This window comes from Oceanibaculum pacificum, assembly GCF_001618175.1.
GTDB classification, from domain to species: Bacteria; Pseudomonadota; Alphaproteobacteria; order Oceanibaculales; family Oceanibaculaceae; genus Oceanibaculum; species Oceanibaculum pacificum.
The window spans coordinates 31,990-47,684 of sequence record NZ_LPXN01000096.1; the positions used below are offsets into that span (position 1 = coordinate 31,990).

General features: G+C 67.4%; 17 protein-coding genes. 7 read left to right on the top strand and 10 right to left on the bottom strand.

Annotation, left to right across the window (positions count from 1 at the left end):
• Positions 1-10: 10 nt before the first annotated feature.
• Positions 11-985 carry an NAD(P)H-dependent flavin oxidoreductase gene (locus tag AUP43_RS07635; RefSeq protein WP_067554659.1) on the top strand — a complete coding sequence of 325 codons (975 nt, stop codon included), beginning with the start codon at positions 11-13 and terminating at the stop codon, positions 983-985.
• Positions 986-1,042: 57 nt separating this feature from the next.
• Here the strand turns inward: AUP43_RS07635 and AUP43_RS07640 are convergent, their stop codons facing one another.
• The 8 genes from AUP43_RS07640 to AUP43_RS07675 form a co-directional block, all read right to left on the bottom strand.
• Positions 1,043-1,228: a Thivi_2564 family membrane protein gene (locus tag AUP43_RS07640; RefSeq protein WP_067554662.1), complete on the bottom strand. Its 186-nt coding sequence runs from the start codon at positions 1,226-1,228 to the stop codon at positions 1,043-1,045.
• Positions 1,229-1,401: 173 nt separating this feature from the next.
• Complete coding sequence (locus tag AUP43_RS07645) at positions 1,402-1,860, bottom strand: molybdenum cofactor biosynthesis protein MoaE (RefSeq protein WP_067554665.1); 459 nt, start codon at positions 1,858-1,860, stop codon at positions 1,402-1,404.
• 4 nt (positions 1,861-1,864) lie between these two features.
• The gene (gene moaD / locus AUP43_RS07650; RefSeq protein WP_067554668.1) at positions 1,865-2,116 is read right to left on the bottom strand and encodes a molybdopterin converting factor subunit 1; all 252 of its coding nucleotides are present in this window, start codon (positions 2,114-2,116) and stop codon (positions 1,865-1,867) included.
• On the bottom strand, positions 2,113-3,384 hold the full coding sequence (locus AUP43_RS07655; RefSeq protein ID WP_067554671.1) for a molybdopterin molybdotransferase MoeA: 1,272 nt from the start codon (positions 3,382-3,384) through the stop codon (positions 2,113-2,115). The genes moaD and AUP43_RS07655 overlap by 4 nt, the downstream gene beginning before the upstream one ends.
• Before the next feature lie 13 nt (positions 3,385-3,397).
• Positions 3,398-3,901, bottom strand: a complete 504-nt coding sequence (mobB, locus tag AUP43_RS07660; RefSeq protein ID WP_067554673.1) for a molybdopterin-guanine dinucleotide biosynthesis protein B — start codon at positions 3,899-3,901, stop codon at positions 3,398-3,400.
• A 10-nt stretch (positions 3,902-3,911) separates the two neighbouring features.
• Positions 3,912-4,556: a CDP-diacylglycerol--glycerol-3-phosphate 3-phosphatidyltransferase gene (pgsA, locus tag AUP43_RS07665; RefSeq protein ID WP_067554676.1), complete on the bottom strand. Its 645-nt coding sequence runs from the start codon at positions 4,554-4,556 to the stop codon at positions 3,912-3,914.
• A 51-nt stretch (positions 4,557-4,607) separates the two neighbouring features.
• Positions 4,608-6,533 (bottom strand): excinuclease ABC subunit UvrC, encoded by a 1,926-nt coding sequence (gene uvrC, locus AUP43_RS07670; protein ID WP_198154847.1) that lies wholly within the window; start codon positions 6,531-6,533, stop codon positions 4,608-4,610.
• A gap of 507 nt (positions 6,534-7,040) precedes the next feature.
• Positions 7,041-7,802: an SDR family oxidoreductase gene (locus AUP43_RS07675; RefSeq protein WP_067554679.1), complete on the bottom strand. Its 762-nt coding sequence runs from the start codon at positions 7,800-7,802 to the stop codon at positions 7,041-7,043.
• 126 nt (positions 7,803-7,928) lie between these two features.
• Between AUP43_RS07675 and AUP43_RS07680 the strand changes: the two genes are divergently transcribed.
• From AUP43_RS07680 to AUP43_RS07695, 4 genes are read left to right on the top strand one after another with little or no spacing between them, the layout of a single operon-like run.
• Entirely contained in the window at positions 7,929-9,743 is a 1,815-nt protein-coding gene (locus AUP43_RS07680) for a monovalent cation:proton antiporter-2 (CPA2) family protein (RefSeq protein WP_067554683.1), read from the top strand.
• Positions 9,740-10,636, top strand: coding sequence for a DMT family transporter (locus tag AUP43_RS07685; RefSeq protein WP_067554686.1), 897 nt, complete (start codon positions 9,740-9,742; stop codon positions 10,634-10,636). Before AUP43_RS07680 ends, AUP43_RS07685 begins: the two co-directional genes overlap by 4 nt.
• A 33-nt stretch (positions 10,637-10,669) precedes the next feature.
• Positions 10,670-11,536, top strand: coding sequence for a S49 family peptidase (locus AUP43_RS07690; RefSeq protein ID WP_067554689.1), 867 nt, complete (start codon positions 10,670-10,672; stop codon positions 11,534-11,536).
• A 13-nt stretch (positions 11,537-11,549) separates the two neighbouring features.
• Positions 11,550-11,852, top strand: coding sequence for a hypothetical protein (locus AUP43_RS07695; RefSeq protein ID WP_067554692.1), 303 nt, complete (start codon positions 11,550-11,552; stop codon positions 11,850-11,852).
• Positions 11,853-11,855: 3 nt separating this feature from the next.
• Here the strand turns inward: AUP43_RS07695 and AUP43_RS07700 are convergent, their stop codons facing one another.
• Entirely contained in the window at positions 11,856-12,257 is a 402-nt protein-coding gene (locus AUP43_RS07700; RefSeq protein ID WP_067554695.1) for a type II toxin-antitoxin system VapC family toxin, read from the bottom strand.
• Positions 12,257-12,520: a type II toxin-antitoxin system Phd/YefM family antitoxin gene (locus AUP43_RS07705; RefSeq protein WP_067554698.1), complete on the bottom strand. Its 264-nt coding sequence runs from the start codon at positions 12,518-12,520 to the stop codon at positions 12,257-12,259. The genes AUP43_RS07700 and AUP43_RS07705 overlap by 1 nt, the downstream gene beginning before the upstream one ends.
• A 165-nt stretch (positions 12,521-12,685) precedes the next feature.
• Here AUP43_RS07705 and AUP43_RS07710 point away from each other — a divergent pair, with 165 nt between their 5' ends.
• Positions 12,686-13,612: a glycine--tRNA ligase subunit alpha gene (locus AUP43_RS07710; protein WP_067554701.1), complete on the top strand. Its 927-nt coding sequence runs from the start codon at positions 12,686-12,688 to the stop codon at positions 13,610-13,612.
• Positions 13,613-13,614: 2 nt separating this feature from the next.
• Positions 13,615-15,669, top strand: coding sequence for a glycine--tRNA ligase subunit beta (gene glyS / locus AUP43_RS07715; protein ID WP_067554704.1), 2,055 nt, complete (start codon positions 13,615-13,617; stop codon positions 15,667-15,669).
• Positions 15,670-15,695: the final 26 nt, after the last annotated feature.

A 15,695-nucleotide genomic window follows, 5' to 3' on the forward strand; every position in this document is an offset into this window, starting at 1 on the left:
GGAGCCTGCCATGCCGATCCGCACACGCCTGACCGAACGGCTGGGCTTGCGCCATCCGATCCTGCTGGCGCCGATGGCGCTGGTCTCCGGCGGGCGGCTGGCGGCGGCGGTGAGCGCCGCGGGCGGGCTGGGCATGATCGGCGGCGGCTATGGCGATGCCGACTGGCTGGAACGGGAGTTCGCAGCCGCCGGCAACCAGCGCGTCGGCTGCGGTTTCATCACCTGGTCGCTGGCCAAGCAGCCGCATCTGCTGGATCTGGCGCTGGCGCATCGGCCGGCGTCGGTGATGCTGTCCTTTGGCGATCCGGCCCCGTTCGCGCCGAAAATCCGGCAGGCGGGCATCCCGCTGATCTGCCAGGTGCAGACGCTCGACCATGCCCGCGCGGCGCTGGCGGCCGGGGCGGATATGCTGGTGGCGCAGGGCGGGGAGGCAGGGGGGCATGGGGCGACCCGCGGCACCGTCGCGCTGGTCCCGGCGGTGGCCGACCTGGCCCGCGAGACGGCGCCGGAGACGCTGGTGCTGGCCGCCGGCGGCATCGCCGACGGGCGCGGCCTCGCGGCGGCGCTGATGCTGGGGGCGGACGGGGCGCTGGTCGGCACGCGATTCTACGCCGCCGAGGAATCGCTGGCGGTGGCGGAGGTGAAGCAGCGCATTGTCTCCCTGGGCGGCGACGAGACGCTGCGCACCACGGTGTTCGACGTCGCCCGGCAGCTCGACTGGCCGCAGCCCTTCACCATCCGGGCCGCGCGCAACCGGTTCACCGAGGCGTGGCACGGCCGGGAACCGGCGCTGGCCGAGAATCGCGAGACGGCGGTGGCGCACTATCAGGACGCCGTGGCCGCGCGTGATGTCAGCGTCGCCGGCGTGTTCGCTGGGGAAGGGGCGGATATGATCCGCGATATCGCGCCGGCCGAGGCGCTGCTGGAACGGATGGCGGCGCAGGCCGAGGCGCTGCTGCGCGGCACCGCCGGCTGGCTGGCGTAGCAAAGAAAAAGGGCCCGGCGTCGCCGCCGGGCCCTCGATCTCAGTGGGTTTGTGCGTTTAGCTGACGGTCGGCACGCCGCCGCCCAGCACGCCGAACACGTTCAGCAGCCACAGGATCACCAGAATCACCACGACCACATTCAGGATCGATTTGATTTTGCGGTCCATCGGAATGTAGGTGTTCACCGCCCACAGGATGACGCCCACGACGACCAGCGTCAGGATCAAGGAAATGATAGACATTCTTCTTCTCCGATATTTGTGCGGGGAACGAACCGCAGCATAAAGAGTTGCAGTGACCTTTTTCGAACCAGGACAGGCTTTTGAATTTCTGGTCCGTCAGTGCATAAACGCCGCACGGGACAAAATGTTCACATCGGAAAAGCAGAGGGTATGGATTAGCGGGCCCGGATGGGCTATCGCGCCGGTTTGCGCCAGCGTTCCAGGGCGGATTCGTCGCTCTCGCGGGCATCGACCCAGCGGGCATCGCCGCCGGTATCCTCCAGCTTCCAGAACGGGGCCTTGGTCTTCAGGAAGTCCATCAGGAACATCGCGGCGTCGAAGGCGGCCTGGCGATGGGCCGAGGCGGTGACGACCAGCACGATGCGCTCGCCCGGCCCCAGCCGTCCATAGCGATGGACGATGAGGCTGGCTTCCAGCGGCCAGCGCGCCTGCGCCTCCGCCTCGATGCGCGCCAGCTCCTTTTCCGTCATGCCGGGATAATGCTCCAGCGTCATGGCGGAAATATCGTCGCCGCCGGCCATGTCGCGCACCAGCCCGGCGAAGCAGGCGACGCCGCCGATGGCGTGGTTGCCCGCGGTCAGCGCCGATATCTCCGCGCCGATGTCGAAATCCTCGCGCTGCACCCGGATCATGGCGTCACCCTCCGGTCACCGGCGGGAACAGGGCGATCTCGTCGCCCGGCCGCACCGGATGGTCGCGGCGCACATATTCCTGGTTCACCGCCACCTTCACCACGCGCTCGTCGCGCAGCGCCTCGGCATAGGCCGGGCCGCGCCCGCGCAGCCAGTCGATCAGCCCGGCAACGTCGGTAACCTCGGCGGGGGGCGTCACATCCTCCTCCGCCGTTCCGATCTTCTGGCGCAGCCAGGCGAAATAGAGCAGCTTCACAATCCGACCTCGCTGAAGGGCAGGAAATCGACAAGGCCCCCGGCCTCGATGCGGGTGATCGCCTCGCCGATCTCGACCAGCCCATCGGCCGCGACCATCGAGGACAGGATGCCGGCCCCGTCGCGCGGGAAACGGCTGGCGACCAGCTTGCCATCGCCATCGGCGGCCAGCGTCACGCGGACATATTCGCGCCGGTCCAGCTTCTTCTTGTAGTCGAATCCGGCGGTCACCGGGAACAGCCGCGCCGGCGCGGGGATGCCGCCGGACAGGCGCTGGATCAGCGGCCGGGCGACGCGCAGGAAGGTCACCATCACCGCCACCGGGTTGCCCGGCAGGCCGATGAACGGCACCGCGCCCACCTGGCCCAGCGCCACAGGGCGGCCTGGCTTGATCGCCAGACGCCAGAAATGCAGCGAGCCCTGTTGCTCCACGGCGGCCTTCACATGGTCCTCCTCGCCGCCCGACACGCCGCCGGAGGTGAGGATCAGGTCATGGCCGTCGGCGGCCCGGCCCAGCGCCCGTGCGATGGCCGCGCGGTCGTCGGGCAGGATGCCCAGGTCGGTGACGGCGCAGCCCATGCCGTCCAGCAGCGCCGCCAGCGTATGCCGGTTGGAATCGTAGATCACGCCGGGGGCGAGGTCGGCGGGCGGGTCGCGCACCTCGTCGCCGGTGGAGAAGATCGCCACGCGCAGCGGCCGGTAGACGGTCAGATGCGTCAGCCCCTGGGCGGCGGCGAGGCCGATATCCTGCGGGCGCAGCAGATGGCCCCGGGTCAGCAGCGGGTCGCCGGCCTGCACATCCTCGCCGGCCTTGCGCCGATTGGCGCCGCGCTTCAGCCCGGCGGGAACCAGCACCGCGCCGTCTTCCTCGGTGCAATCCTCCTGCATCATCACCGTGTCGGGGCCGGAACCATTCTCTCCCGCCGGCATCGGCGCGCCGGTGAAGATGCGGATGGCGGTCCCGCGCCGCGCTGGCCCGTCCAGCATATGGCCGGCGGCGATGCGGCCGGCCAGCGGCAGGCGCGTGGTGCCCTCGGGCAGCAGATCGTCGAAATACAGGGCATAGCCGTCGACGGCGGAATTGTCGTGCGGCGGCACGTCCAGTGCTGCGGTCAAATCCTCGGCCAGGTAGCGTCCGCGCGCCTGGCGCAGCGCCGCTGATTCGATCTCCGCCACCGGCCGGATGCGGCGGTCGAGATCGGTCAGCGCCTCCTCGATGGGGATGAGGCGGCCGCCGAAGGCGAAGCAATCGTCGGTGAGCTGGGCCATGCCGTAATACTGGTTACCGCGCGTCCAACCCGCAATAGCCGACGATGAAGCGGGCGATCGCCTCGGTATCGTTCAGCGGCAGCAGCGGCACGGCCAGGTCGGGCAATTCGGCATCGCTGGCGACCGCGACGACCATCGGGTCGCTGGCGTGCAGCGGCGGCTTGCCGACCGAGGGGCGGTAGACTTCCAGCTTCGGATGGCCTTCATGCTTGAAGCCTTCGACCAGCAGCAGGTCGACCGGCGTCATGTTGCGGATCAGCATCGCCAGATCCGGCTCGGCGTCGCCGCGATGCTCGTGCATCAGCGCCCAGCGCGCGGCGGAGCTGATCATCACCTCGGTCGCCCCCGCCTCGCGATGGCGGTAGGAATCCTTGCCCGGCTTGTCGACGTCGAAGGCGTGATGCGCGTGCTTCACGGTGGAGACGCGCAGGCCGCGCCGCACCAGGGCGGGCAGCAATTCGGCCATCAGCGTCGTCTTGCCGCTGCCGCTCCAGCCGGCGATGCCGAAGATTTTCATGCGCTGAGCGTCAGCCAATCGGCCGGGCCGGTTCGGCGCGCTTCAGCACCGCGTCGGGCTTCGGGGCCGGCTCGCTGGGCGCACGCATATGGCGCAATCCGGCGCGCAGGTAGTCATAGCCGGTGATCAGCGTCAGCAGCGCCGCCAGCCACAGGAGGATTTCGCCGATCAGCATCAGGGGCAGGTCGATCTGCAGGATCGGGCGGATCAGCATATTGCCGACATCGCCCATGATCAGCACGCCGATGGAGGCCATCTGGATGCCGGTCTTCCATTTCGCCAAATTGGTCACCGGCAGGCTGGCGGCGGTGCCGGCCAGGAACTCGCGCAGGCCGGAGACCAGGATTTCCCGGCACAGGATGATCAGCACGGCCAGCACGCTGATCTCGCTGACCCGCTCGGCATGCACCAGCATCAGCAGGGTCGCGGCGACGAACAGCTTGTCGGCGATCGGGTCGATGAACCGGCCGAAGGCGGAAATCTGCCCCATCGAGCGCGCCAGATAGCCGTCGAAATAATCGGTGATCGCGGCCAGCGCGAACAGCCCGCAGGCCAGCCAGCGATACAGCGGCGCGTCGAAGAACAACAAGGTGACGAGCCCCGGAATCGCGGCGATCCGCGACAGGGTCAGTAGATTCGGCAGGCTGGTGAGCATAAGAACGACCCGATGTTTCGGTGCTCAGGGCCTTTCGCCCTTCGGGCGATCCTACCCTTCGTCATGGAAGTGATCATATATTTTTTTAGCGACGGTTTTACTGATGCCGTCGACATTCTCCAAATCCGTCAATCCGGCGCGCTCGACCGATCTTGCGGAACCGAAATGCAGCAGCAGCGCCTTCTTGCGCTTGGCCCCGATGCCCGGAACGCCGTCCAGGCTGGAGACGCCCATCGCCTTCGCCCGCTTGGCGCGGTGCGTCTCGATGGCGAAACGGTGCGCCTCGTCGCGCAGGCGCTGTAGGAAATACAGCACCGGGTCGCGCGGTTCCAGGCTGAAAGGCTCGCGATCTGGCATGAAGAAGCGCTCGCGCCCGGCATTGCGGTCCGGTCCCTTGGCGATGGAGACCAGCGGCACGTCGCCGATGCCCAGCTCCGCCAGCACCTCGACCGCGATGCCGAGCTGGCCCAGGCCGCCATCGATTAGCACCAGATCGGGCCAGGCATTGGTCTCGCGGTCCGGGTCTTCCTTCAGCGCGCGGGCGAAGCGGCGGGTCAGCACCTCGCGCATCATGCCGTAATCGTCGCCGGCCACCTCGGTCGCGCGGATGTTGAATTTGCGGTAGGCGTTCTTCATCAGCCCGTCCGGCCCGGCGACGATCATCGCGCCGATCGCGTTGGTGCCCTGGATGTGGGAATTGTCGTACACCTCCACCCGGTCCAGCGGCCCCTCGATGCCGAAGGCGGCGGCCACGCCGTCCAGCAGCTTGCGCTGCGAGCTGCTCTCCGCCAGCCGCCGGCCCAGCGCCTCGCGGGCGTTGGAGACGGCGTGCTCGACCACCTTGCGCTTCGGCCCGCGCTGCGGCACCGACAGCTCCACCCTGACGCCGGCGCTGATCGACAGCGCCTCGGCCAGCAATTCCTGCTCCTCCGGCGCGTGGCTCAGCAGGATCGTGCGCGGCGGCGTCTTGTTGTCGTAGAACTGGCCGAGGAAGGAGGCCAGCACCGCCTCCAGCTCCAGATTCTTCTCATGGCTGGGGAAATAGGCCCGGTTGCCGTAGTTGCGGCCGCCGCGGAAGAAGAATACCTGGATGCAGGTCGCCCCGCCTTCCTGATGCGCGGCGACGATGTCGGCATCCTCCAGCCCGGCCACGTTGATGTCCTGGTGCGACTGGATGTGCGACAGGCCGCGGATGCGGTCGCGGAACAGGGCGGCGGCCTCGAAATCCAGCGCCTCGCTGGCGGCCTGCATCTGGTCGACCATCATCTGCTGGATCTGCCGGCTCTTGCCGCTGAAGAAGTCGCGCGCCTCGCGCACCTGCTCGCCATATTGCTCCTTCGTCACGTAATCGACGCAGGGCGCGGTGCAGCGCTTGATCTGATATTGCAGGCAGGGCCGGGTGCGGCTGGAGAACATTGCGTCGGTGCAGTTGCGCAGCAGAAAGGCGCGCTGCAGCGCGGTCAGGGTCTGCTTCACCGCGCCGGCCGAGGCGAAGGGGCCGAAATAATGCCCGGGCCGCCCGCGCGCGCCGCGATGCTTCACCACCTGCGGGAAATCATGGTCGCCGGTGATCAGGATGTAGGGGAACGACTTGTCGTCGCGCAGCAGCACATTGTAGCGCGGCATGAAGCGCTTGATGTAGTTGCTCTCCAGCAGCAGCGCCTCGACCTCGGTGTGGGTGCGCACCACCTCCAGCGTCACCGTCTCCGCCACCATGCGCTGCAGCCGGTAGGGCAGGCGCTCGGGCTGGGTATAGGCGACCACCCGCTTCTTCAGGCTGCGCGCCTTGCCGACATAGAGCGCGTCGCCACGCTTATCCAGCATGCGATAGACGCCGGGCGCGTTCGGCAATGTGCGCAGCTTCGCCTTCAGCACGGCGATGCCGGCGGCCAGCGACACCGGGCCGCCGCGTTTGCGACCGGCGGACTCGGCGTCGTCGTCGGCGGGCTCCTCCAGCCTGTCGTCGCTAAGCCCCATCCCAGGGGGCGGGGTCACCCGGCCTGGGCTGGGTTCGAAGGGATGTCTATCTCGTGCTGCCTTGGCCATTCGCGATTCTATATGTGGAAGCCTGATGCGTTATGACAGGCCGTGTCGCAATGGGGTATCCGGCGATACCCCCTTCGGCTTCTCCGTTTTGTCACTCTATCCACGATTCCTGTGGATAAGTATGTGGGGAAACCCCTGCACTTGTTCCGGAGCGAGCCAAGCGCTTGGGTTCCGACAGGCTTGCTTAAAAAATAGGCAAAAACAATCATCATATTGATTTTATTGTATTTTATTGTTGTCAATCTGAGAAGGGGAGCCGTTCCGAAATTTTCGGATTGACACATATTCGCTGCGAGAGTCTGCCCCTTTGTGCTGTGCACAACTTCCTTATATGACGCTCTTGTCGAAGCCGAAAATCGTCAGATTCTGGAAGCTCTTACAGTGTCATATTAACGCCATCTTAACGCTTCGACCCGAATCGCCCCGCGCAAATACAATTCACGCACGAATCCCGGTCATATGCTGGCCGCCATCCAGGGCGATCATTTGCCCGGTCATCGCGGCCGCTTCCAGCAGAAACCGCAATGTGCGGCAGATTTCCGCCGGGTCCGTGCCGCGCTGCAAGGGAACGCCCCGGCATTCGGCGGCGAATTCCGCCTCGCTCTGGTGGATGCTGCGCAGCACCGGCCCGGGGCCGATGGCATTGACCCGGATGCGCGGCGCCAGCGCCAGCGCCAGGGTTCTGGTCAGCGTCAGCAGGGCCGCCTTGCTGACCGTATAGGATAGGAAGTCGGCCCCCGGATTCCAGACCCGCTGGTCGATCAGATTGACCACGCAGCCGGCGCGATCGGCCGGCAACTGGCGCGCGAAGGCCTGGGTTAGCACCAGCGGCGCGCGCAGGTTGGGCTCGATATGCGCCTCCCAGCTCGCCCGGCTGGCGGTGGCGATATCGTCCTTCTCGAAGGTGGAGGCGTTATTGACCAGAAGGCCCAGCGGCCCCAGCGCCGCCACCGCCGCCGGCACCAGCGTCTCGACCGCCGGCTCGTGCGCCAGATCGGCCTGCAGCACCACCGCCTTGCGCCCCAGCGCCGCGATTTCCGCCGCCAGCCGGTGCGCCTCGTCCAGCGAACGGTTGGCGTGCAGCGCCACATCCCAGCCATGCCCGGCAAGGTCGAGCGCGATGGCGCGGCCGATGCGCCGGGCGGCGCCCGTCACCAGCGCGGCGGGGGGATAGGAGGCGAGGGCGGGATTGTCGATCATGGCGAGAAAGCTACCCTCCGGCGCGGCCCGGTCAAGCGTCATCGCGGCAGGGAGACGGGATAGGCTGGTCGGCGCGCATGCGACCGCTTAGGCTAGCCTATCCCGTAGCGCCGAGGAGCCGTCCGCTTGGAAGAACTCGCCAAACTGATCTGGAATCCGGAAGCGCTGCATGGCGCGCCAATCGAGGATGTGTTGGTGTTTCTGGTCGCCGCCGTGCTGGTGGCGCCGTTGTTCAGCCGGCTGCGCTTCAGCCAGGTGCTGGGCTATCTGACGGCGGGCGCGCTGATCGGGCCGTTCGGCCTGGGCATGATCGACGATGTCGAGGGCACGCGCGCGCTGGCCGAGTTCGGCATTGTCTTTCTGCTGTTCGCCATCGGCCTGGAATTGAGCTTCGAGCGTCTGCGCGTCATGCGCCGGCTGGTGTTCGGCCTGGGGGCGGCGCAAGTGCTGGTGACCGGCGCGGCGATCGCCGGCATTTCCCTGACGCTCGGCTTCGAGATGGCGGGGGCGCTGGTGATCGGCGGCACCTTGGCGCTGTCCTCGACCGCCTTCGTTATCCAGCTTTTGAACGAGCGCGGGGAATTCGCCACCCGGCATGGCCGCGCCGCCTTCGCCACGCTGCTGTTCCAGGATCTGGCGGTGGTGCCGCTGCTGGTCATCGTGCCGTTGCTGAGCGCGCCGTCGGAAGAATCGATCCTGATCGGCCTGGGCGTCGCCATCGTGAAGGCGGCGGTGGCGCTGGTGCTGATCGTGCTGATGGGGCGGCTGCTGCTGCGCCCGCTCTACAGGGTAATGGCCGCCGTGCGGTCGCGCGAGGTGTTCACCGCCATGACGCTGCTGGTGGTGCTGGGCATCGGCGCCGCGACGCAGATGGCCGGCCTGTCGATGGCGCTGGGCGCGTTCCTTGCCGGCCTGCTGATTTCGGAATCGGAATTCCGCCACCAGGTCGAGGCGGACATAGAGCCGTTCCGCAACATCCTGCTCGGCCTGTTCTTCATGACGGTCGGCATGGCCATCGATCTGGGGGCCGCCTTCAGCAATCTGGGGCCGCTGCTGTTGGTGGTCGGTTCGCTGATCGCCCTCAAGATGGCCATTCTGTTCGTATTGGCCCGGCTGTTCGGCCTGACCAGCGTGGCCGGGCTGCGGGTCGCGGCCCTGCTGTGCCAGGGCGGGGAGTTCGCCTTCGTCATTCTGGGCGTGGCGGTCAGCGCCCAGGTGATCGCGCCGGAGATCAGCCAGGCGCTGTTCCTGATCGTCGCCACCAGCATGGCGCTGACGCCGCTGGTCACCCTGCTGGCGGGCCGCCTGGCGGAAAAGCTGGATGCCGCGGAGGATATGACGCTGGGCGTCGGCGACGAGGAGATTGGCGAGTTGCACGATCATGTGATTCTCGGCGGTTATGGGCGGTTCGGCCGCACCGTCGCCCGGCTGATGGATGCCCGCGCCGTGCCCGTGGTGGCGCTCGACATGGACGCGGTGGAAGTCTCCGAGGCGCGGGTCGCCGGCCGCACGATCTATTACGGCGATGCCAGCCGGCCGGAAGTGCTGCGCCTGGTCGGGGCGGAGCGGGCGCGCGCCCTGGTGCTGACGCTGGATAATTACAAAGCCCTGCCAGACGTGGTGCGCCAGCTGCGCGCGGAATTCCCCGATCTGCCGATCTTCGCGCGCAGCCGCGACGCCAAGCTGGCGGCGGAGCTGGAGGAGGCCGGAGCCTATGTCGCCGTGCCGGAATTGCTGGAGGCCAGCCTGCAGCTTGGGGCGGAGGTTCTGGTAAAGCTGGGCCTGCCGACCGCCGAGGTGGACGACCTGGTTGATGCGTTCCGGCATTTCGGGGCCTCGTCGCAACCCCCGGCGGGGCAGGAGGAAAACGGGCACGATCCCGTCATTGCCGCCAGCGAGGCGTTGGACCGCGAGGACGAGAAGGCGGCGGAGGCCCGATGAACCGCTCCGCCGAGTTGAAGCTGGCCTACGCTCTGCTGGCCATCGCGCCCGCTTTGTTCGCCAGCAACATGCTGACCGCGCGCCTGGTGCACGACATTGTGCCACCGGTCGGCCTGGCCTTCTGGCGCTGGGCGGTGACCCTGCTGCTGCTGTTGCCCATCGTCGGGCGCGATCTGTGGCGGGAACGCCGGCAGGCGCTGGCGGAATGGCGCGACCTGCTGGTGCTGGGGGCGTTCGGCATGGGGGTGTGCGGCGCGGTGATGTATATCGGCGCGGCGACCACCTCGGCCAGCAATATCGGGCTGATCTACAGCGCCTCGCCGATCCTGATCGTGCTGATCACCGGCGTGTTCTACGGCGAGCGGCTGACGCCGCGCCAGGGCTGCGGCATCGCGCTGTCGCTGGCGGGCGTGCTGGCGATCATCGTGAAGGGCGATCCGGCGGTGCTGCTGTCCTTCGGCTTCAACCAGGGCGATCTGTGGGTGCTGTGCTCCACAATCGCCTGGGCGCTCTATGCCGTGCTGCTGAAATACCGGCCCAGTAAGCTGGCGATGATGACGCGTTTCGGCGCGGTGATCATCGGCGGGCTGATCGTGCTGCTGCCCTTCTATCTGTGGGAGACGGCTTCCGGCCGGCCGGTGCAGCCGAACCGCGAGACAGTGCTGGCGATCCTGTTCCTGGCCTGCGTCGCCTCCTTCGCCGCCTATCAGGTCTATGCGAAGATCCAGACCGTGCTGGGGGCGGGGCGCACCGGCCTGCTGATGTATCTGGTGCCGCTCTATACTAGCGGCCTCGGCTATGTTTTGCTGGACGAACCGATCCGGCTTTACCACCTGCTGGGGGCTGCCCTGGTGTTGCCCGGCATCTACCTCGCCACGGTCACCCGGCGGTAGCGTCCTGTCCGTTGCCCCGATAAGGTGGTGCGCATGCCGAAGACGACCTTTCTTTCCCGCCTGATTTCGCCTTTCACCCGCCGCCGCGATCCTATTGTGCCGGTGGTTCGGCTGTCCGGCGTGATCGGCCAGGTCGGACCGCTGCGCGCCGGGCTGACGCTGCACGGGATCGCCCCGCTGCTGGAGCGCGCCTTTTCCATCCGGAAGGCCAGGGCGGTGGCCATCGTGCTGAACTCGCCGGGCGGCTCGCCGGTGCAATCCTCGCTGATCTATCGCCGCATCCGCGATCTGGCCGACGAGCATAAGCGCACCGTGCTGATCTTCGTGGAGGATGTGGCGGCCTCCGGCGGCTATTGGCTGGCCTGCGCCGGCGACGAGGTTTTCGTCGACCGCAGCTCCATCGTCGGCTCCATCGGCGTCGTCTCGGCCGGCTTCGGCTTCGTCGATCTGATCGGCAAGATGGGCGTCGAGCGCCGCGTCTACGCCACCGGCGAGAACAAGGCGATGATGGACCCGTTCCAGCCGGAAAACCCGGAGCATGTCGCCCGGCTGCGGCAGATTCAGGCGGAGATGCTGGATACCTTCACCACGCTGGTGCGCGACCGCCGCGAAGGCAAGCTGACCGCGCCGGAGGAGGTGCTGTTCGATGGCGGCTTCTGGACCGGCGTGAAGGCGGTGGAGCTGGGACTGGCCGATTCCGTGGGCGAATTGCGCTCTGTCCTGCGCGCCCGGTTCGGCGATAAGGTGCGGATGCCGATGATCAGCCAGCGCCGGCCGCTGCTGCCCTTCCTGGGGCCGCGCAGCGCCGGAGGGCTGATCGACGGCGCGGTGGAGCGGCTGCCGGACGCCGTGCTGGCGGCAGCGGAGGAACGGGCCCTCTGGGCGCGCTACGGTCTCTAGTCGGGAAGGGCATATGTTCGGGTTGAGCTTCGGTAAGCTTCTGGTGCTGGCGGCGGTGATCGCCGGCGTCTTCTTTTTCTTCCGCATGGTCACCAAGCTGGAGCGCAGCCGCCGCGACCTGGCGCGGGGCGAGCGCGGCGGTGCCGTGCGCGGCGAGCAGGGCGGCGGCCTGGGGGCGATGTTCCGCCGCAAGCCGGCGCCGTCGCGCGCCGAGCCGGAGACCCAGGAAATGCACGCCTGCCCATCCTGCGGCACCTACGTTCCCGCCCGCGGCGCCCGCGATTGCGGGCGGGAGTTGTGTCCTTACGGGGTGTGAGGCTTACAGCCGCGCATCCAGCGTCGCCAGACCGCCGCTCCAGCCCAGGAGGCGGCGGTCGGCGGTGACGAGGGTGCTGTTGTCGGCAAGGCAGGTCGCGGCGATCAGCCGGTCCGCGGGATCGCCATGCAGACCCGCTAGCTGTACCGATAGAATGCCGATATCGCCGGTAAGCGGAAGTTCATGGAAACCCAATTCCACGACCCGGCTTCTCCAGAGGGGGAGAGGGCGCGATATCGTGACCCGATCCTTGGAAACCAGCAAGGCGACCTCCCAGAAGGTAATCGCGGTGACGGCGGCCTGACTCCGGGCGAGCGCAGTCTCGATGGCGTTCTTAGCCTTGACGCCCAGCCTGGGAGAGGCGTCCATGTACCAGACGATCGTGTGCGTATCGAGCGTTAGCATCAGGGAAGGTTCGGCTCCGTGCCGGCGATCACTTCCCATTCAACCTCGACGGGTTCGATGAGATCGTCGTTCGGGTCGGTTGCCACAACCCAGCCCTTCAGCGCCCCGAACGCTTCCTTGGGATCCTCCCGCGCGGGGACGATGCGGGCCACCGGCTTGCCGCGCTTGGTGATGGTGACGGCCTGGCCGGTGCGGGCGACTTCGTCCATCACTTGCAGGCAATGGGCCTTGAACTCGGTGGCGTTCATCGTGCTGGCGGTCATCGGCGGTCTCCTTCCTGACCACATATATGGTCATATCAGCGGATGCGCCAGCGTCATTGCCCTGCGGCATTCGCGGCCATGAGGGTTTCTTGACCCTGCCGCTACCCGCCGCTATGTTGCGCCGCACTGAAAATTGGGTTCCGATCCCAGAGCGCGAGAGACCGAATGTCCGCCGCAAGGCCTTCTGCGTCCCCCCGGGCGGCTAATCCCGCCACCAGCTTCCAGTCGATCATCCTGACTCTGCAGCAGTACTGGGCGGCGCAAGGCTGCGTGATCCTGCAGCCCTACGACATGGAGGTCGGCGCCGGCACCTTTCATCCGGCGACCACGCTGCGGGCGCTGGGGCCGGACCATCACTGGAACTGCGCCTATGTGCAGCCCTCGCGCCGGCCGACCGACGGGCGCTATGGCAACAATCCGAACCGGCTGCAGCATTACTACCAGTTCCAGGTGCTGATGAAGCCCTCGCCGGAGAATATCCAGGAGCTGTATCTGGGCAGCCTGGCGGCCATCGGCATCCATGCGCACGAGCACGATATCCGCTTCGTCGAGGATGATTGGGAAAGCCCGACTTTGGGCGCCTGGGGCCTGGGCTGGGAAGTCTGGTGCGACGGCATGGAGGTGACGCAGTTCACCTATTTCCAGCAGGTCGGCGGCATTGAGTGCAAGCCGGTCCCGGCCGAGCTGACCTACGGCCTGGAACGGCTGATCATGTATATTCAGGATGTCGAGAACGTCTACGACCTGGATTATGACGGCGTGGCGAAGGACAAGGGCGGCAAGAGCTATGGCGACGTGTTCCTGCAGTCCGAGCGGGAATTCAGCGCCTTCAATTTCGAGCATGCCGACACAGACATCCTGTTCCAGCATTTCAAGGATGCCGAGAGCGAGTGCCAGCATCTGTTGGGCCTCGGCAAGCCGCTGGCGCTGCCGGCCTACGACAAATGCATGAAGGCCAGCCATCTGTTCAACCTGCTGGATGCGCGCGGCGTCATCAGCGTGCAGGAGCGCGCCTCCTATATCGGCCGCGTGCGCGCCCTGGCGAAGGGCTGCTGCGAGGCGTGGGTCGCCTCTCATAAGGTGGGGGCGTAAGCATGGCCGAGCTGCTGCTGGAGATTTTCTCCGAGGAGATACCGGCGCGTATGCAGGCGCGCGCCGCCGACGATCTGAAGCGCCTGGTCACCGAGGCGATGACCGCCGCCGGCCTCACCTTCGACAGCGCCGCGGCCTATGCCACGCCGCGTCGCCTGGCGCTGACGGTCGACGGGCTGCCGCTGACCCAGCCGGACGTGACCGAGGAACGCCGCGGCCCGCGCGTGGGATCGCCGGCGCAGGCGCTGGCCGGCTTCATGAAGGCCAACAACCTCACCTCCATTGAGGCGTGCGAGCAGCGCGACACCGGCAAGGGCGTATTCTACTTCCTGACCGTCGAGAAGCCGGGGGCGGAGACGCGCGACGTGCTGCCGGGCCTGCTGATCGAGGCGATCCACAAGCTGCCCTGGCCGAAATCCATGGTCTGGGGCGAAGGCAGCTTCCGCTGGGTGCGGCCGATCCATTCCATTCTCTGCCTGTTCAGCGGCCAGGAACTGCCGGGCCGGCTCGATCTCGGCGGCGGGCGGGAGATAATGTTCGCCGACCGCACGCGCGGCCACCGCTTCCTCGCCCCGGCCGAGCTGGCGATCCATAATTTCGAGGATTACCAGGCCAAGCTGAAGGCCGCCAAAGTGATCCTGGATCCGTCCGAACGCCGCGCCGCGATCCTGTCCCAGGCCGAGGCGCTGGCCGCCAAGGCGGGCCTGGCGCTGAAGCGAGATGACGGGCTGCTGGACGAGGTGACCGGCCTGGTCGAATGGCCGGTGGCGCTGATGGGCCGCATCGACGACGCCTTCATGGATGTGCCGCCGGAGGTGCTGACCACCTCGATGCGCGCGCACCAGAAATACTTCGCGCTGGAAACGGCGGATGGCGCGCTGGCCCCGCATTTCATTGTCGTCTCCAACATGCAGCCGGCCGATGGCGGTGTTGCCATCGTGGCGGGCAACGAGCGCGTATTGCGCGCCCGCCTGTCGGACGCGAAATTCTTCTGGGATCAGGACCGCCGACAGAGGCTGGATTCCCGCCTGCCGGCGCTGGCCAACATCACCTTCCACGCCAAGCTGGGCACGCTGGCTGACAAGGTGGCGCGGGTGCGCGCCCTGGCCGGGCATCTGGCGACGCTGATCCCCGGCGCCGAGCCGGCCACCGCAGACCGCGCCGCCCAGCTCGCCAAGGCCGATCTGGTGACCGGCATGGTCGGCGAGTTCCCGGAGCTGCAAGGCATCATGGGCCGCTATTACGCCCGGCAGGACGGCGAGGGGGAGGCGGTCGCCCAGGCCATCGCCGATCATTACTCCCCACTTGGCCCGTCCGACCGCTGCCCGACCGCGCCGAATTCCGTCGCCGTGGCGCTGGCCGACAAGCTCGACACGCTGGTGGGATTCTTCGCCATCGACGAGAAGCCGACCGGCTCGAAGGATCCCTACGCGCTGCGCCGTGCGGCGCTGGGCATCATCCGGCTGATCGTGGAGAATGGGCTGCGGCTGCCGCTGAGCGCCATCTTCGCCCAGGCCGGCGCCAAGCCGGAGACCGTGGGCGATCTGATGGCCTTCTTTGCCGACCGGCTGAAGGTGGCGATGCGCGAGCAAGGCGTGCGGCACGATCTGGTGTCCGCCGTGTTCGCGCTGGGTAACGAGGACGATCTGGTGCGGCTGCTGAAGCGGGTCGAGGCGCTGGCGGCGTTCCTGGCGAGCGAGGATGGCGCGAACCTGCTGACCGCCTATCGCCGCGCCGCCAACATCGTCGCCATCGAGGAGAAGAAGGACGGCCGCGTCTATGTCGGCCCGGCCTCGGCGGGAAGCGAGCCGGCGGAAGCGGAACTGCATCGCGTGCTGGGCGTTACCGAGGAGCGGATTTCCCAGACGCTCCAGGCCGAGGATTTCGCCGCCGCCATGGGCGCGCTGGCGGCGTTGCGCGGCCCGGTCGACCGTTTTTTCGAGACCGTGACGGTGAATGCCGAGGATGCGGCGCTGCGCGAGAATCGCCTGAAGCTGCTGGCGACGATCCGCGACACGATGAACCGCATCGCCGATTTCTCGAAGGTGGAGGGGTAGGGATACCCCTCACCCAGCTCCGGCTA